At 64.7% G+C, this 17396-nt stretch carries 11 protein-coding genes and 1 tRNA gene; 5 read left to right on the top strand and 7 right to left on the bottom strand.

From position 1 onward, the window contains the following. Window positions 1–14: 14 nt before the first annotated feature. Together ACVWZA_RS13330 and ACVWZA_RS13325 are read right to left on the bottom strand one after the other, a co-directional pair. Window positions 15–833 (bottom strand): ankyrin repeat domain-containing protein, encoded by an 819-nt coding sequence (locus ACVWZA_RS13330; RefSeq protein WP_457311718.1) that lies wholly within the window; start codon window positions 831–833, stop codon window positions 15–17. A gap of 59 nt (window positions 834–892) precedes the next feature. Then, window positions 893–2347: a hypothetical protein gene (locus tag ACVWZA_RS13325; RefSeq protein ID WP_457311717.1), complete on the bottom strand. Its 1455-nt coding sequence runs from the start codon at window positions 2345–2347 to the stop codon at window positions 893–895. A 149-nt stretch (window positions 2348–2496) separates the two neighbouring features. Here ACVWZA_RS13325 and ACVWZA_RS13320 point away from each other — a divergent pair, with 149 nt between their 5' ends. Continuing rightward, window positions 2497–2871 carry a hypothetical protein gene (locus ACVWZA_RS13320; protein ID WP_457311716.1) on the top strand — a complete coding sequence of 125 codons (375 nt, stop codon included), beginning with the start codon at window positions 2497–2499 and terminating at the stop codon, window positions 2869–2871. 368 nt (window positions 2872–3239) lie between these two features. On the opposite strand, the gene tnpC is transcribed toward ACVWZA_RS13320, so the two are convergent. From tnpC to pdxR, 4 genes are all read right to left on the bottom strand, one after another. Next, window positions 3240–4406, bottom strand: a complete 1167-nt coding sequence (gene tnpC, locus ACVWZA_RS13315) for an IS66 family transposase (RefSeq protein ID WP_457311714.1) — start codon at window positions 4404–4406, stop codon at window positions 3240–3242. A 301-nt stretch (window positions 4407–4707) separates the two neighbouring features. Further along, a complete protein-coding gene (locus tag ACVWZA_RS13310; protein WP_457311713.1) occupies window positions 4708–5136 on the bottom strand; it encodes a hypothetical protein in 429 nt (142 codons plus the stop codon). Between the two features lie 41 nt (window positions 5137–5177). Continuing rightward, window positions 5178–6605 carry a hypothetical protein gene (locus ACVWZA_RS13305; protein ID WP_457311712.1) on the bottom strand — a complete coding sequence of 476 codons (1428 nt, stop codon included), beginning with the start codon at window positions 6603–6605 and terminating at the stop codon, window positions 5178–5180. 664 nt (window positions 6606–7269) lie between these two features. Continuing rightward, entirely contained in the window at window positions 7270–8712 is a 1443-nt protein-coding gene (pdxR, locus tag ACVWZA_RS13300; protein ID WP_457311711.1) for a MocR-like pyridoxine biosynthesis transcription factor PdxR, read from the bottom strand. A gap of 83 nt (window positions 8713–8795) precedes the next feature. Here pdxR and ACVWZA_RS13295 point away from each other — a divergent pair, with 83 nt between their 5' ends. Both ACVWZA_RS13295 and ACVWZA_RS13290 read left to right on the top strand, forming a co-directional pair. Further along, window positions 8796–9959, top strand: a complete 1164-nt coding sequence (locus ACVWZA_RS13295; protein WP_457311710.1) for an MFS transporter — start codon at window positions 8796–8798, stop codon at window positions 9957–9959. Window positions 9960–10035: 76 nt separating this feature from the next. Further along, window positions 10036–10581, top strand: coding sequence for a dihydrofolate reductase family protein (locus ACVWZA_RS13290; protein WP_457311709.1), 546 nt, complete (start codon window positions 10036–10038; stop codon window positions 10579–10581). 355 nt (window positions 10582–10936) lie between these two features. Here ACVWZA_RS13290 and ACVWZA_RS13285 read toward each other — a convergent pair. Then, window positions 10937–11012: transfer RNA gene (locus ACVWZA_RS13285), tRNA-Thr, on the bottom strand. 182 nt (window positions 11013–11194) lie between these two features. On the opposite strand from ACVWZA_RS13285, the gene ACVWZA_RS13280 reads away from it, so the two are divergent. Next, the gene (locus tag ACVWZA_RS13280; protein WP_457311708.1) at window positions 11195–12463 is read left to right on the top strand and encodes a PAS domain-containing protein; all 1269 of its coding nucleotides are present in this window, start codon (window positions 11195–11197) and stop codon (window positions 12461–12463) included. Between the two features lie 173 nt (window positions 12464–12636). Continuing rightward, window positions 12637–17301 carry an NAD-glutamate dehydrogenase gene (locus tag ACVWZA_RS13275; protein ID WP_457311707.1) on the top strand — a complete coding sequence of 1555 codons (4665 nt, stop codon included), beginning with the start codon at window positions 12637–12639 and terminating at the stop codon, window positions 17299–17301. Window positions 17302–17396 lie beyond the last annotated feature (95 nt).

Raw genomic sequence — 17396 nt, 5'->3', positions numbered from 1 at the left:
TGAAATCGCCATCGCTACTGGATCGTCGCGGTCCCCTTGGCGCGGGCGACGAGTAGCGCGAGAATGTCGGCAGGCATTGGCGCGGCCTTTATCCCGGGCGGCGGCCAGTTTCCGCTCAGTGCCGCCTCGCGGATCTGGCCGGGTGTCAGCGCGGGATTGGGCCAGCCGAGCGCCAGCGCGCGCTGCGCCAGCCGGGCCTGGCTCGCCTCCTCCTCGGACACGGCGGTGAACATCGCGGTCGTGACCGACGTCCCCAGATTGGCCCCGCTCGCATCGATCGCCCAAGGGTCGGCGCCACGATCGAGCAGCAGTTCGGCGATCCGAAAGCGCTCCATGTCAAGCGCAACCTGCAGGGCACGGGTACCGGTCGGACCCGCCGCCCGGAGGTCCGCGCCGAAGTCGAGCAACAGCCTGACGGCGCCGACCGAATTCGCCGCGATCGCCGCGCGCATCGGGCCGAGCGGGCTATCGGCCGGGGTCGCCTTTGCCCCGGATTGAAGCAGCCGCATCGCAAAGGCCGGGTCGTCCGCCATCATGGCCAAAGCCAGCGCCGGCCCCTCGACCCGCGCGCCATGCGCGATCAGCAAGTCGAGCGCATCGGTCGACGCGGTCGCGAGCGCGACGCACAACATGTCGTAGGTGTCGCCGATCCTGAACGACGCCAAAGCGGGATCGCGCGCCAGATAGCGCTGAGCGGCGTCCAGATCGCCGTCGAACAATGCTTCGGAAAGTGCCTGAGCCGACGAGCCGATCCGCAAATTCCCGACCACATCTTTCCGCGTCGGAAGCGCCGCGCCACCGACGAAACGATCGAACCGCGCATCGCCCGTCATCATGAGATCCTCAAGGTCATACGCCAGCATCGACCCACCGGGACGGACGCGTCAACCGCTTAGCCGCCGGTGTAACGCGCCGTGCTGGCCAGGACCGCATCGATCATGTGCCGGTTGACCGGATTGCCCTGCCACCAGGACGCGCCCTCCGGCTTCACGTAGGGCATGGTGTGCTGATTGCCGAACGCCTTGGGCAAGTCGAGCCTGGCCGCGCCGACACCGCCGCCGATCGCGCCGCCAATGCCGCCGGCGATCGTGCCCAGCCCCGGGATGATCGACCCGATGCCCGCGCCGGTCGCGCCGCCGGCGAGCGCGCCGACGATGCCGCGCGCGCCCGGGTTTTCCTGCAACATGGTCAGCGCTTCGCCATCGACGCGGTAATTGTCGACGTCGCCCGGCGCCCTGCCCGCAGCGGCAGCTTCCGCTTTGGCGATGGTCGATCCGTGCAGGCCTGCTGCATTGAAGGTCGTCGCATCGCGACCCGACGCGATTGCCGCCTCGGCGGCAAGCCCCCCGCCGAGCGAATGACCGACCAGCGTGACTTCCGCTCCCGAATTCTGCAGCTGGCGGCCGATCTCGAGCGCGCGCGCATAATGGACGGAATCGGCACCGAATGCCTGCTTGGCATCGGCGGCGATGTCCTTCATCGAGCTCGGGTTAGTGCCCCGGAAAGCGACCGTGTAGGAGGTGCCGGACGGGCTGTCATGGGCGTAGACCCGCGCGAAAAACCCCTTTTCGTCTGCCTTGCCGAGCAGATTGGCATCGACGCCAAGCGCCTTGATTTCACCGGTGCTCGCGGTGCGGAAACCCGCCGGTGGCGAGATCGGGCTATCCTTGGCACCGGTCTTGTACACATCGCCCGCCAGTTCGGCGCGCTCCATCAGCGTCGGTCCCGCATCGGCCGCATTGGCCAATGCGGGGGCGGGCCCGCCTGGCGGCGGCGGGTCGGCGCGCAGCGCGGGCTGAAGTGCCGGCGGCGCGGCGAGCGTGCGGGCGGTTGCCGGCGCGACTGCATCGTCGGCAGTCCGCGCGGCCGGCCGCGCGACATCTGCACCCGTCTGAGCGGCATTGCCGCCACCGCGAAGTGCGGCCTTTGCGGCGTCGCCGATGCCCGGCACGAAACCGATCAGGGATGCGCCGAGATTGAGCCAGCCGCTGCTTTCTCCTCGTGCGATCTGACCGATCGAGGCAGCGGTGTCGCGAACATCGGCGATCTGCCCTGCAATCGGCACGAAACCCATCGCGACCTGCCCGGCGGTCGCCGACCAAGTGTGATTATCGCTGAAATTGCCTGCGACCGCGCCGGTGAAGAAGGAGCCGATACCTTCCTGCGCCTCAGGCGGCGGGGTGGGCCGGCCGGCGATCGGTTGGGGGCCAGCGGGCTGCGTCGCCCAATCACTGCGATAGGATGAGGTCGGCTGGATACCGGGCAGCGCCGGTCCGCGGACCGGCAGCAGCGCAAGTTGGCTCGGCGGCGGCGGTGGCGGTGGCGGGGCCTGGCGAATGGGCTGCACGGCACGAACTCCTGTCCTCAATCTGCAAGGACTATCGGCCGAAAACTGCTTCCGGGACCATAATCGATCCGACTATCCCGATTTGCAGGCTCGTGCGTTTGAACCGGACTGGCGTGCCGGCCATCACGAGTTAACGAAGGAGAATGACGATGCGGCGATCCCGGAAATCATGGCGGGCGATATCGGCTCTGGTCGGGCTGGCGGCGCTGGGTACACCCCTGGGGATCGCCGAAGCGCAGAGCGTGCGTGAACGCGTCCGCTGCGCGATCAACGATGCGCCCGACAATCTCTGCGTGCTGGTCGATCAGGTGCGCGCACCGGGCGTGCATCGCATGACGTTCCTCGCAGGGAATCGGCGGATCATATTCGAAGGGCGATCGAACAGCGGATGGTGGTCGGGAAGGCTCAACGGGCGCGCGGCAATGGGTTATGAGCGCAATCGCGGCAATGTCGTCTTTTCGACGACCGACCTGAAAATCCGCTTCTCCTGGTGGTATCCGACCAATGCGCATGGGACATACTGAGGCGGAGGCTCGGCGGCCGCGACCGCGGGCTTGGAGCATCGAGCGTTACATCAGACGGGGATCTGACAATGGTCGAGTCCGTGCGCTCGTTGCGCCGTGGCAATGCTGTTCCGACAATAAGAAAGAGCAAGCCGGTTTAAGTCCGGCAAGGGATGACTTCCCAGATTCTGTGCCGTGGTTGAATCGCCGCCGCCGACAGGATCGCGGGGATGACCGGCCAGAGATATGTCACACCGGTATGTGACATTTCTCGGCAAGACGTTACCGCGATAATATTATTATATATCAGATTGTTGAATTACGATAAGCGGCTCACCGTAATTGCTCACCCCCACTGATTGCCATTGTTTGGGTTTAGGGGATTGAGTTCAAGCGATTGCGGTGAGGGTTTCGCCTGCGAGTGAGAGGCGGATGGCATCGATGGCACGGATGTTTCTGCGTCGTCCGGTTTCGACGGCGGATCGGATATCGGCGTAGAGAGTGGCGGCCCAGTGACTTCGGAACCCGTTGGTGATCTTTCGGTAAACAGCACAGGGCCGCAGGGCGCGTTCGGAGCCGTTGTTGGTGGCGCTGACCTGTCGGTTTGTGACGAAGACGAACAGGTTGTGGCGCAGCTTTTGGATGATCTTGATCATCTTGCGGCCGGCCTCGCAGAGCGGGGTCAGCGTCAGGATGAGGCTCATCTTGCTGACCAACTTGCGGCGATGGGTCTCGAGTTGGGCATCGTTTAACTGGTCTCGCCGTCGGCCAACAGCACAGGCGCGCTTGAGCAGGCTCATGAAGGCTGGGGCGATGACGGTGTCGCCAGCGTCGATATGATAGCGCGTGTCGCGGATCAGATGGGCCAGGCAGAACTGATGTCCCTTGCGGGACCAGCCCCTTTGGCCGCCATAGCGGTCGGATATCCAGTAATCGGGCCGCCAGTCGCCGAGAAAGCCTTCGACCACCGCCTTGGCGCGGCTCTGATCGGCAAGGAACAGAGCGGTGGGCCCATGATGGAACACCCATAGCCAGCGGTTCTTCTTGCCCACTCGGAGGCCGGTTTCATCGGACGCGATGACCGTGCCGCGCTTCAGATCGGCCGTGAGGCGGCCGGCCTGCCCGGTAAAGGCGCCGCGCGCCGCGCGCAGGATATTGACCAACGCGCCCTCGCTGATCGACAGCCCGAACAGATCCTTGAACAAGCAGCGCAGCCGAGCCAGGGGGGTGCCCTGTACCGAGCGCAGATAGATCGCATAAGCGCGCAGTTCCGGCCCGAACGGCGAGCCGGGTTCGAGCCCTGCCGGCGCCGCTGCCTTGAAGCGCCCGGCACAGCATGGGCAAGTTCCGCCGTGCAGTACTACCCGGGTCACATCCGGCTCGATCTTCGGGATTTCTATCCGGTCGTAGACCGCACACGGGCTTTGCTCGACACCCGACACGTCCGCTCCGCATCCCGGACAGGTCTCCGCCAATACCTCGCAGTGCCGGGTCGGGTTGGGATGCAACGCACGGTGCGACCCGGCATGCGGCTTCTTCTTGCGCTTCGCCTTCAAGGACCCAGACGCCTTCATGCCGCTCGATCGCGGCAGGCTCGAATTGTCAGGCCCCTTGGGTGGTAAACCAAGCTTTGCCTCAAGCACCGATATCCGCGCCAACAGCGATGCATTCTGCTTCAGCAGAGCCGCGATCAACGCGTCCTTGGTGGCGAGGGCCTCTTCGTGCGTCACATGCAGGTTGACTCACATCCCCACACAAACCGCAACCAAAAATCGCTACCAAAACCACACCGCCACGTGAGCAATTACGGCTCACCCGATAGATGAACTCGGGCCGAACGGATGGTGGCGGACCGCTTTAGCGGTCCTTTCCGTAGCGAAGGATCGTGACGGGATTTGCACCAGCCGATGCATGGCGCGTGAGCCAGATCATGACAAAAGCCTGGTCGCCATGCGTGAAACCGAAACCGTGCCCGCCGCCGGCCCTGGCCGCGCCTTCGACGTCGGGCAATGGCTGCCAGCGCTGGGCGCGCTCGCCATACCAGTGGCGCACCGCCGCGAAGTCGGTCCCGGCCGGCGCGGTGAGATGCGTTTCGGCCGGTTTGCCGAAGCGTGCACGCAGGGCCTGATCGATTTGGCCGACGAGATGTTCCTCGGCGCTCGCCACCTGATCGCCGAACGCATATTCTGCGGGCCGGACGATCGGTGCAGGCGGGTCCGGCAGAGTCATGATGACCGGCTCCTTCTGATTGCATGCCGCGAGCGTCAGCGCTGCGGAAAATGACACGGACCAGCGCCATCCGAACCGTGACGGAGGGCCGCGATCGATCATGGTTCGGCGGTGCGCTGCACGCGGCTCAGCGTGGTGTTGAAGGCATCGGCGACCGGATCGCCAACGCCCAGTTCACCGGTCTGCGGGTCCTGCGGCAAAGCGGCGCGCTCCAGCTTCTGCGCCGCGGTCGCACCCGGATCGGCGATCGCCGCGCGCACCGCGAACTGCACCCATTCCTTGCCGACGCTCGCCGCAGTGCCGACCGCCTTGCCGCCCACGCCCGCCTTGTCGACCACGGTAAGAACCGATTTCAACACCGCCGTCACCACCTCCTGCTGCGCCTTCACGTCCTTGGAATGCGCAGCGGCGCCAGCGTAGATCGCGCCGGTGAAATAACCAAGCGTACCGGCATTCTCGCGCCGTTCCTGGCCGTTGACGGTCGTCGTCTGATTTAGTCGCGCGATCGGATCACCTTGCAAGTCGTTCCCGAACTGAATCCGTGCCATTTGCTCGCCGAGCTTCGCTTCCTTGCCGTCGGCGATCATCACCTGGGCATAGGCGGCGAGATCGGAACCATCCTGCGTTTCGGTATTGTAGGTCAGTTCGCGGGTGATGCCGGCGGTGTCACTGTCGAGCAGCCTGGTCATCGAATCGGTGATGGTGGAGAGAGTTTCGCCCCGATCCGGCGAATTCTGGCCGATCCCGACGCCTTGCGTGTCGCGCACGGTGCGAAGCGCATCGGCGCCAGCGTCGAAGATTCGCGCCTTGAGATCCGGGTTAGCGGTGCTGGCCGCCGCGTCCATCACCGACTGGAAGCCCTTGGCGTCGAAGCTGGTGATGACACCGCCCTGCGAGTATTGGTTATTCTGATCGATGCCCGTATTCATCACCGCGCGCAGCTGATCCTGATTGAGCGCGCCGAACGCCGCCTCCGCCTGGGCGCCGCGCATCGATCCGATCACCTTGCCGATCGCCGAGGCTTCCGCGTCCACTTCACGTGACCAGGATCCGCCAAGAGTGATGCCATCCAGTCCCTTGCCGTCGGTGGACTGAGCGGCAAGTGCCTTCACATAGTCGACCTTGGCCGCAGATGACGCATGCGACGCGACGGCGTCGGCAAGTTCGCCGACCCGGTTATAACCATCTTCCCCGCCCGACGCCTTGGCGAACGCATTGCTCACCTTGGCCAGACTGTCGCCATCGAGCTTTCCCGCAAGATCGGTGAACATGTCGCGGCGCTCATTGTCGGTATAACCGCCATTGCCGAACCACGACCCATCAACCGCCTCGGACGCGAAGCGATCGAGTTCGCCGCTGCGCTGCATTTCGTCGATGACCGCGTCGGCATCGGTCGCGCTCAGCCCCTTGAGCTTCGCGGCGACATCGTTGACTTCGTCATGGGTGACGGTGTTGAACCAGCCGCCATTGTCGAGCTTGCTCTTGATGTCGTTATAGGCGGACTGCTGTACTGGGTTGAGCGACACTGACCCGACTCCTGTGATGAACCTAGGGGCCCGTTGAAGCATATTTTGGGAGAAGCGGCTGTCATCGAAACGACTAGGTCGGCGATCCCCGCCCAGCCCGTCGGCCACAGGCCCCAAATCAACAATCTTTACACCCTGAGATCGGCCGGGATGCCGCCCTGATCACGGTCATTGACGTTTAGAGGCGGGGATAAAAGTGGGCCGAGCCCGTTTTCCTACCCAAAGTGCCCCAAGCAGGACCCAAACGAGCACCTTGCCCAAGGCCCTTCCGCAGCAAGTTTCGGATTTCCTTCTCAAAGGACTGGTGCCCCACAGGGGACAAAGATGGGCACTCAGATCGTTGGATAATCTCAGTGCCACGCGGCTGAAGTTAGGCCGGTTGCTGCCTGTCGGCTTTGGGCGTGACCTCTCAAAAAGCGGCCTCTTGACGGTGTCACAACCGTTCGGTTGTGACACCGAGCAAACGTCCGGGCGTGGATGGTAAGCGGCGCGGCACGCGAGCAGCCGAAGGTGTCGCTGCCGAGCTGAGTTCAACCGATACCTCGTGGCGGAGAGCGGAAATCCGATCCATCCGCCCCGGGATCCGTCCAAATTCCCCGAGAGCTCGTTCAATGATCGCCTATGATCGCCCCACAGCCATCGCCACGATTTAGCGCCCGGCGGTTCAGGAACGAACCTGGGGTGCTTGTCGCCCTGCGGGGTTGGCTATCTGCCAGTCCGCTACAACCTCGCTCAGCACCTTGACGCTGAGGTCAATGCCACTCTCCGATATCCTGCCATAGCCCAGGAACAATCGTCGCGGGCCGGCTGCGGTCGCACTGTATCGGCTTAGACCATCCGTCGCGAACCCGCGACGCAGCAACGCAGCAAGAATCGCGGCTTCCCCATCCGCATCCACTGCATCCGGCAACCTTAGAGTTAGGTGAAGGCCGGCTGCTGCACCTTCCACCTCGAGTCCCGGCATAGCCATGCGGAGGCGTGTGAGCAGGTGATTACGCCGATCGCGGTATACTCGCCGCATCCTGCGCAGGTGCCGGTCGTAGGCGCCCGATCCGATCAGTTCCGCGAGGGCGTCCTGATCAATCCGCGGCGGCCCTTCGCTCCATCGGCGCAGTTCCGAATTCATAGTGTCGACAAGTGAAGGGGGAACGACGAGCCATGCAAGTCGGAGCGCGGGCGCCAGGGTCTTGCTGGCGGTGCCTGCATAGATGATTTTGTCAGGGGCGAGCCCCTGGAGCGCCCCAACCGGCGCTTGATCGTATCGGAACTCGGCGTCGTAATCGTCCTCAAGCGCCAGGCGATCGCCGTCGCGTAGCCATTGCACCAGGTACTGCCGTCGCTCGGCACTCAGGACGCCGCCGATCGGAAATTGGTGAGACGGTGTGACCAACACCGCATCGGCTCCGGACCCACCGAGATCCTCGACCTGCATGCCATCCCCATCGACCGGTATCGACAACCGGCGGAGTCCGGCCCTGTCCACTGCCGTCCAGTCGCTGTAACTCGGGTCTTCAACTGCCAGGCATCGCGCGCCCCGCGCGTGGAAAACAGCGCAGGTCAGCGCTCGCCCTTCTGCGAAACCACTGGTGACAAAGATGCTGGACGGGTTGGCGATCACCCCGCGCACCCGCCCTAGATAGTCGGCCAGTGCCTGGCGCAGAACAGGGCTTCCGCGCGGATCGCCATAGCCAAGATCGCTGGCCGGAAGCCTATGAAGCACCGTCCGAATCGCCCGGATCCAGTCGTTTCGGGGAAACATGCCAACATCGGGCATGGCGGGACGGTGGTCGAGGCGAATGGGATCGGTGACCGGTTCGTCCGGGCCCTCGAAGGCAGGCGTGCCGCTGGGATCGACGATCACAATCGGTCGGACTCCCCGTCGCGACGCAAGATAGCCTTCAGCTGTCAGCTGGCCGTAAGCATCCACGACGATCGGACGCGAAACGCCGAGTTGTTTAGCGAGCGCCCGCGTGGATGGCAGGCGGACACCGCGACGCAGTGCGCCTGACCGGATCAACCCGAGCAACGACCTACGCAATTGCAGCCTCAGGCTGTCGGCAGCGTCTTTAGCCAGGGAGATCGGCAGATCGGAAGGCGAACTGGTCATCGTTTTGGGCCTGAATGTGGTCATTATCTCTGGTCCAGTAGCACGGTATTACCTGGGTCAGCAGTCTAGCAGGAGTATCGTCCATGACAGCCCTACGAACTCCAGCGCGCGAAGCGGCTTGCGAGGCCATCCTCACACCCGCCATGCTTGCGCTTTGCGCACTGATCATGGCGGCGATGAGTAGCTACTATCTGCTGCTCTCAGCGGTGCCCGCCCATATCGCTACCCTAGGCGGAGACTTCGCCGCCGGGCTGGCCACAAGTACGCTTATGGCAACAACGATCGTGGGCGAACTTTACGCTGTGCGCATCATGGGACGGATCGGCCGGGGTCCTGCTCTTACATTCGCCCTGCTCGCCTTGGCCGCGCCTTCGCTCTGCAGCCTGTCGGACAGCAGCTTCATAGTGCTGCTCAGTTGCGCAGTTCGCGGGTTGGGAGTTGGCGTGCTGCTAGTCGCAGCTGGCGGGCTTGCAGCCAGGATCGCGCCGCCGGCACGGCGGGCGGAGGCCATGGGAATTTATGGCGTGGCTTCAGCGACCCCCGCCATCCTGTGCATTCCCATTGGACCGTGGGCTCTGCCTCAATGGGGACCGTGGCCCATTGAGCTTGCCGCGGCCCTGCTGGCGCTGGCCGGCACCATCTGCATCGCGCTTCTTCCGCGTGGCAGCGTAATCCCGGAGGGCGTCTGCGGCACGAACCGCCTGCCTGCGCTGCGGGACGCCGCCTGGCCGACAGCCTCGCTCGCCTTCGGTGCGATAGCGATCGGCGCGGCCGTCACGTTCCTGCCATTAGCTCATCGAGAGTTGAGCACGGGAACGATAATGCTGGCGCTGCTGCTTCAGGGTTTGACGTCCGCGGTCGCTCGCTGGGGATCGGGACGGTTCGTCGACCACCGGGGTCCGCAGGGAGCGATGGTTGCCGGCATTGCCCTAACCGCCTTCGCGACCCTCCTCCTCGCATTTCGGGGTGACATCGCCGTAATTGCAGCAATGGTGCTCAGCGGCGTCGCATTCGGGGTCCTGCAAACCGCCAGCCTCGCGCGGTTGCTGGCGCGCACGACCGCGCGCCAGGTCGATGGCGCCAGCGCTCTCTGGAACGCGGCCTACGACGCCGGACTTGGTCTCGGCGGCTTCGCAGTCGGCGTACTGGCGGCCACCTCCGGCTACCCAGCAGCGTTCGCGATCACCGGCGTCGGGGTTGCGGTGCTGGCTTTGACCATCTTCCAGCTCTTCGAGGCGCAGAAGTGAGTTGCCGAGTTCGGCCGCCGCCGCCACCGGAGCGTGAAGCCGCTTGATCTTTCTTGCCACCAAAAGGAACGAAACCATGGCAAATCTCGTCTACGGAATGATGCAGTCTCTCGACGGCTATGTCTCTGGCCCGGAAGGTGGGCCGGGGCTAGGGGCCCCGGACGAGGCACTCCATCGACACTTCAACGAACACGTGCGAACCCTCTCCGGCTGTCTCTACGGGCGGCGCATATACGAGATTATGCGCTACTGGGACGAGGATGAGCCGGGCCAGGACGATGTCGGGCTTGAATTTGGGGCGACCTGGCGGGATTGCCCAAAATGGGTTGTCTCACAAACCCTGAAGTCGGTCGGACCGAACGCCACTCTAGTTGACGGTGACCTCGAAGAATTCGTTAAAGCACTGAAAGTCGGCCAAGATGGCGAAATCGGGGTCGCAGGGCCAGAGCTGGCCGGGAGCCTGACTGAGCTTGGCCTGATCGATGAGTATCGACTTTACGTCCTTCCCGTCGTGCTTGGCAGCGGCAAGCCCTTCTTCGCCGCTCCCGGCCCGCCGCTTCGCCTCGTCGCAAGCGATCGCGTCGGAGAAGACACCGTTCTGTTGCGCTATGTCCTTGCCTGAAGCTGCATCCACGTGTGCCCGACCAGTGAGTAGTGGCATTGGCAATGACGATTTCCTCAGGAATGAAACCGAAGGATGCTGCACAAAGCATCTTTGGCGCATCGCCTATCGGTGGTCAAAACCGGTCGGTTTTGACACCGTCGCTCATCTACGGTTTTCTGCGGGCGGGGAGTGTCAGAAACCCGCATCACAATGACCGCTTACGGGTTCGGCAAGAACGGGCTTCAACGACCGCGTCTCTAGGGCGCGAAGCAGACGTAAAACGGCCAACCGCAGCACCCGGAGCGGGGCCCCAGTTCTCAGGAGTCCTCTATGGGGGTGCCGGAAATTGGCAGTTTTCTGCCGATCCTGAAAATGGTGCCGCTTACAGGACTCGAACCTGTGACCCCCGCATTACGAATGCGATGCTCTACCAACTGAGCTAAAGCGGCATACCGACCGGGCCCGCAACGAGCCTTGGCAAGGCGGCGGCGGTTAGCAGGTCCACCCGGACCTGACAAGCGCCCCACGCGCAACTCGTTTAGCCAGCAATGCCTTTACGCATCGTTTACCACGCGCGGTGCACAACGGCCGGTAATGGATGCCTGTATGTCCGGTAAGGGTCTTTTGCGTAATGGATAATGTTCGCGGCTTCGACGAGGATCGGATCGGCATGGATGAGCGCGACGCCTACGCGGGCGGCGGCGAGCCCGCGATCGACATTGGCAGCGACGAGCGCCGGATGCATGTCCGCGCCTATAATCACTGGGTCTCGTTGCTCCAGGGCCGTGCCTATCCGTCGATCGAGGATCTCGACCCGGCAAGCATCGCCGATTTCGGGCCGCATAGCGTGCTGCTCGATTTCTCACGCGGGATCGAGGATCCGACGATCGCCTTTCTTGGCGGTGCGTTGCGTGAGGAGTGCGGCCTCGATTCGTCGGTCACGCTGATCTCTCAGGTGCCGGGCCGTTCATTACTGTCACGCCTGACCGACCATTATCTGCAGATCATCGCCAACCGCGCGCCGATCGGCTTCGAGGCCGAATTCGTCGCCACGCGCGGGCACAACACAATGTATCGCGGCATATTGATGCCCTTCTCCTCCGACGAGGATGCGATCGATTTCATCTATGGCGTGATCAACTGGAAAGAGCTGGTCGACGCCGAGACCCAGGCGAAGCTCGATGCCGAAGTCGCCGAATCGGTTCGCAGCAAGCCCCGTACGCCGGCCTCCGCCGCGGTCTGGGCCGATGGCCCGAGTGCCGGCCTGGATGACGAGCCCAGCGACGCCGATGACGACAATGCGCTGGTGATCGGCGCCAGCCTGTCCGACCAGTTGATGCTCGCGCAGCAGACCGCCGCCGCGGTACGCGCGCATGATACACGGAGCCGCTCCACGCTGTACCGTGCGCTTGGCCGCGCGCATGATTTCGCTGCCTGCGCCGATGCCGACCCGGCTGGTTACCAGGCGCTGCTCCACACCGCCGGCATCGCCGTCCAGTTGCGCGCGCCGATGACGCCGATCGTCAAGCTGGTGTTCGGCAGTGATTACGACAAGACGCGGCTGACCGAATTCGCCACCGTGTTGTCGCACGCACGCCGGACCGGTGTCGCGACCGGCCGCCTTGGCGCGTTCCTCGACGGATTCGACGGCGGGATCAAAGGCGTGGTCAAGGCCGAGCGCGCGCTGCGCCAGCCGACCGCCAGGCCCGTCGCCGACCCGGCCGATGCCTTGCGCGAGCGCCCGACGCTGGCCAGCGTATCGATCGATACGCATAGCGCGGCGGGTGAGTATGTCGTGTTGCTGGCGCGCGCCGGGGCGGGTGATACGCTGGATATCGTCGCGGCGATCGGCGGCGGCGATGCGCTGACGCAGCGCGCGATGCGGCAAGTTGCGGGTTGAGGTTATACTCCCTGCCGGGTTAGATTCCCGGACGTTTCGCTGCCGGCTCACCCCCTCCACCACCCGCTGAAGAAGCGGGCGGTCCCCCTCCCCGTGCCGGGGAGAATCTAAGTGTTCGTTGTGCACTGCCACAAGGGTTGAGGTCGAAACGCGACCGGCGCATAGGTCACCGCATGGTCAAGACTATGCTCAAATCGCTGTCGGATGCGCTCGCCGTCCGGCTCACCAAAGGCGCGCTTCCGGGCGAACTTCATGGGTTCGGCAAGGCCGAACGAGCCGCCGCCGCGGAGTTCATGGCGGCCACCGCGGAGACCCGCGCGCCCGGCGTAGCGGTGCTTTCGCTCGAGGCAATGGCCGGTACCGACCCGCGCCGCCGCATGCGGCTTGCCATCGTCAATGACGATATGCCTTTCCTGGTCGATTCGATCGCCGCGACGATCGGTGCACACAATATCGTCATCGACCGAATCATCCATCCCGTCGTGTGCGTCACGCGCGACGCGGGCGGCGTGCTTGGCAAGGTCGCCGAAGATGGCAGCGCAGAATCGATGATCTATATCGAGATGGAGCGTGCCGATGCGCGCGAACGTCGCGAGTTGATGACCGCCCTCGAACGAAATTTGCGCGACGTCCGTTCGGCGGTTGCCGACTGGCCAGCGCTGCAGAGCGCGCTCTCCGGGGATATCGCGCAGCTCGGGCAGAATGAGATGGGGAGCGAAGGCGCGGCGTTGCTGCAATGGTTGCTCGACGGCAACATGACGCTGCTCGGCCATGAAACCTGGCACAGCGACGGCAAATGCGATGCGCAGCTTGGGCTCAGCCGTCACGCGCACGATGTGCCGATCCTTGCCGATGCCTCGCGCCTGCTCGCGGTCAAATGGTTCGAGAAGGGCGGCGGCGGCGAAAATGGCGGGGCACCGCTGCTGCTCAAGTCCAACCTGATCTCGGGTGTGCACCGTCATGTACCGCTCGACCTGGTGCTGGTCCCGGTCAAGTCGGGCAAGAAGGTGGTCGGCCTGTCGATCCATGCCGGACTATGGACCAGCGCCGCGCTCGGCGCGCCGCCGCAGGAGGTGCCGGTGCTGCGCGCGCGGCTCGCCGCGCTGGAGGCAAAATTCGGTTTCGACCCGCGCGGCCATACCGGCAAGGCGCTGACCCATGCGCTCGCCGCGCTGCCGCACGATCTGGTCACCGCATTCGACACCGACCAGCTCGAGGAACTGGCGCTGACCGCGATGTCACTGGCCGATCGACCGCGGCCCAAGCTGGTGCTGGTGCGCTCGACGCTTGGCCGGCATTTGTTCGCGTTCGTATGGCTGCCGCGCGACGATCTGACCACCGCGCGGCGCATCGCGATCGGCGACATGCTGGCCGAGGCGGCCAACGGCAGCCTGCTCAACTGGTCGATCGCGATGGAGGACGGCGTGGTCGCGATGATGCGCTTCACGATCGACCTGCGCGGCGACGGCAAGATGCCCGACGCCGCACCGCTCGACGCGCGGCTCGGCCGAATGGTGCGCGGCTGGGTGCCGGCGATCGAAGCGGCGCTGTCCGACAACGGCCTGACCGACAGCGTCGAGCCGGCACGCGCAGCGCGCATGGCGCTGCGCTACGCCGCCTGTTTCCCGCAAGGTTATCGCACCGCCAACCCGCCGGAAGAGGCAGCGCGCGACATCCTGCGCCTGTCGCGGCTCGAGACGCCCGACGATCGCTCGGTCCGGCTCTATCGCGGCGCGCAGGGCACGACGCGGCTCAAAATCTATCGCCTTGGCGGCGCGCTTGCCTTGTCGGATGCGGTGCCGGTGCTGGAAAATTTCGGCTTCCGCGTGATCGAGGAAGTGCCGACCGCGCTGGCCGATGAAGGTCAGGCGTTCGTGCACGATTTCCTTATCGAAATGGGTGCCCAGTCGGCACGCGACGCGTTCGGCACCGATCCAGTGATCCTCGAAAATGCGATCGCCGCGGTGCTCGAGAACAAGGCGGAGAATGACGCGATCAACCGGTTGATCGTCGATGCCGGCATGGCGCCCGGCGCGGTCATACTGTTCCGCGCCTGGTTCCGCTATTTGCGCCAGGCCGGCATGACCTATGGCCTGGTCACCGTGGTCGATGCGCTGCGCCGCGCGCCGAAAGTCGCCGCCGCGCTGATCGATCGCTTCGCGGCGGCGCATGATCCGGCGCGGACCGCCAAGGCTTCCGCCGCGATTGATGCCACCGACGGCGCGATCGAGCGGGGACTCGATGCCGTGTCGGCGATCGACGACGACCGTATCCTGCGCGCCTTGCGCAGCGTGATTGCCGCGACGCTGCGCACCAACGCATTCGCGCCGGCCGGGAAAGTCGCGCTGGCGTTCAAGCTCGACAGCGCGCTCGTCCCCGGCCTGCCCGCGCCGGTGCCGTGGCGCGAGATCTGGGTCTATAGCCCCCGCGTCGAGGGTATCCATCTGCGCGCCGGCCCGGTCGCGCGCGGCGGCCTGCGCTGGTCCGACCGGCGTGACGATTTCCGCACCGAGATTCTCGGCCTGATGAAGGCACAGCGCGTCAAGAACGCGGTGATCGTGCCGACCGGTGCGAAGGGCGGCTTCTATCCCAAGCAATTGCCGCCGTCCTCGAACCGCGACGCCTGGCTCGCCGAAGGTACCGAGAGCTACCGCGTGTTCATCCGCTCGCTGCTGTCGATCACCGACAACATCGTCGAGAATCAGGTCGTCCATCCGAAATCGGTCGTCATCCATGACGGCGAAGATCCCTATTTCGTGGTCGCCGCCGACAAGGGCACCGCGACCTTCTCCGACGTCGCCAACGCGATCGCGCTGGAGCATAATTTCTGGCTCGGCGACGCGTTCGCCAGTGGCGGCTCGGTCGGTTATGATCACAAGGCGATGGGCATCACCGCCAAGGGCGCATGGCTATCGGTGCAGCGCCACTTCGCCGAGCGTGGCGTCGATGTGCAGAGCGATCCGATCACCGTGGTCGGCTGCGGCGACATGTCGGGCGATGTGTTCGGCAACGGCATGCTGTTGTCGAAGACGTTGAAGATCATCGCCGCGTTCGACCATCGCCACATCTTCCTCGATCCCGATCCCGATCCGGCGGCGAGCTGGGAAGAGCGCAACCGCATGTTCGTGCTGCCACGGTCGAGTTGGGCGGATTACGACGCCAAGCTGATATCCAAGGGGGGGGGCGTCTATCCGCGCACCGACAAGACGATCAAGCTGTCGAAACAAATCCGCGCCGCGCTCGGCCTCAATATGGATGAGATCGAGCCGGCGGCGCTGATCTCGGAAATCCTGAAAAGCCCGGTCGACCTGATCTGGTTCGGCGGCATCGGCACCTATGTGAAGGCGGCGGCGGAGAATAATATCCAGGTCGGCGACCCGGCCAATGACCGGCTGCGCATCAATGCCGAGGATATCCGCGCCACCGCGATCGGCGAAGGCGCCAATCTCGGCGTGACGCAGGCGGGACGGATCGCCTTTGCTGCTCGTGGCGGCCGGATCAATACCGACTTCATCGACAATTCAGCCGGCGTCGATTGTTCGGATAACGAGGTCAATATCAAGATCGCGCTCAACCGCGAGATGATCGAGGGGCGCCTCGCTTACGAAAAGCGTAACGTGTTGCTTGCAAGCATGACCGACGATGTCGCGCATCTCGTGCTTGAGGATAACCGGCTGCAGACGCTGGCGCTTTCGGTGATGGAGCAGGACGGCGCGCAGGCGCTGCCCTCCTATGTCCGCGTGATCGAGATCTTCGAGGCCGATGGCCGGCTCGACCGCGTGGTCGAGGGGCTGGCGTCGAACGACGAGCTGTTGCGCCGCGTGCAGGAGCATCACGGGCTGACCCGGCCCGAGCTCGCCGTACTGCTCGCGACTGCCAAGCTTGCGCTGCAGGCTGCGATCGAGAACGGCAATCTCGGCACCGACCCCGAACTGGCGCCCGATCTTCATGCCGCCTTCCCGGCGGCAATGCGCAAGAAGTTCGGCGCGGCGATCGACAGCCATAGGCTGCGTGGCGAGATCGTCGCGACCAAGCTCGCCAACCGCATCATCAACCGGATGGGCGTGCTATATCCTTTCGAACTCGCCGAGGAGGAAGGCGCCGCGATGAGCGACATCGCGGCCATGTTCGTCGTCGCGGAGCGGTTGTTCGACCTGCCCGCACTGTGGAAGGAGATCGAGACCGCGGCGATGCCCGAAATCGCGCGCATCGCTCTGTTCGACGAAGTCGCGGTCGCGACGCGGGCGCAGATCGCCGACCTGCTGCGCATCACCCATCCCGGCACCGGCCCGGGCGAGGTGCTCGCGCGGATCGCCAAAGGCATCGGGCAGCTCGACAAGCAGCACAAGTCACTGCTCCGTGACGAAGCCAATGCGCAGAGCGCGCGGATCGCTGGCCGGCTCGAAGAAGCCGGCGCGCCGAAGAAGCTGGTGCAGAAGGTCGTGCGGCTGTTCGAGCTCGACGGCGCGGTCGGCCTGGCCGATCTCGGCAACCGGCTCAAGCTCGACGAGACGGTGTTGACACAAGCCTTTACCCGGCTCGGCCAGGCGCTCGGCCTGGATTGGGCACAGACCAATGCCGCGCGAATCAGCCCGAGCGACCCCTGGGAACGGCTGCTGATCGCCGGCCTGGCGCGCGATTTCCAGCAATTGCGGCTCGACTTTCTCGGCCGCAGCGAGCGCGATCCGCAGGCGCTGGTCGAGAGCTGGCTGACGATCAACGCGCAGCGCGTGTCGCAGTTCAAGGCGGTGGTCGACCGCGCGCGCAACGCGCCCGCGCCGAATGCGGCAATGCTGGCGCAGATCGCCGGGCAAGCGCGGGTATTGCTGGGGCGGTAAGGTGCTGCTCCTCCCCGGCACGGGGAGGATATCCCATTTGCAATTGCGAATCGTTCGCGTTATCGCGACTCATTCTCAAGACACGAGTCGGGATG

It is taken from the genome of Sphingomonas sp. UYAg733 (genome assembly GCF_054057355.1).
Note: the sequence above shows the minus strand (reverse complement) of the source record. Positions and strands in the feature narration are given on the sequence as shown.

Bases quoted from the DNA above. Each gene is read 5' to 3' on its own strand.
- ACVWZA_RS13330 (WP_457311718.1), bottom strand. From the start codon at position 833: ATGACGGGCGATGCGCGGTTCGATCGTTTCGTCGGTGGCGCGGCGCTT.
- ACVWZA_RS13295 (WP_457311710.1), top strand. From the start codon at position 8,796: ATGACAGCCCTACGAACTCCAGCGCGCGAAGCGGCTTGCGAGGCCATC.
- ACVWZA_RS13280 (WP_457311708.1), top strand. From the start codon at position 11,195: ATGGATAATGTTCGCGGCTTCGACGAGGATCGGATCGGCATGGATGAG.
- ACVWZA_RS13320 (WP_457311716.1), top strand. From the start codon at position 2,497: ATGCGGCGATCCCGGAAATCATGGCGGGCGATATCGGCTCTGGTCGGG.
- ACVWZA_RS13290 (WP_457311709.1), top strand. From the start codon at position 10,036: ATGGCAAATCTCGTCTACGGAATGATGCAGTCTCTCGACGGCTATGTC.
- ACVWZA_RS13275 (WP_457311707.1), top strand. From the start codon at position 12,637: ATGGTCAAGACTATGCTCAAATCGCTGTCGGATGCGCTCGCCGTCCGG.
- pdxR (WP_457311711.1), bottom strand. From the start codon at position 8,712: ATGACCAGTTCGCCTTCCGATCTGCCGATCTCCCTGGCTAAAGACGCT.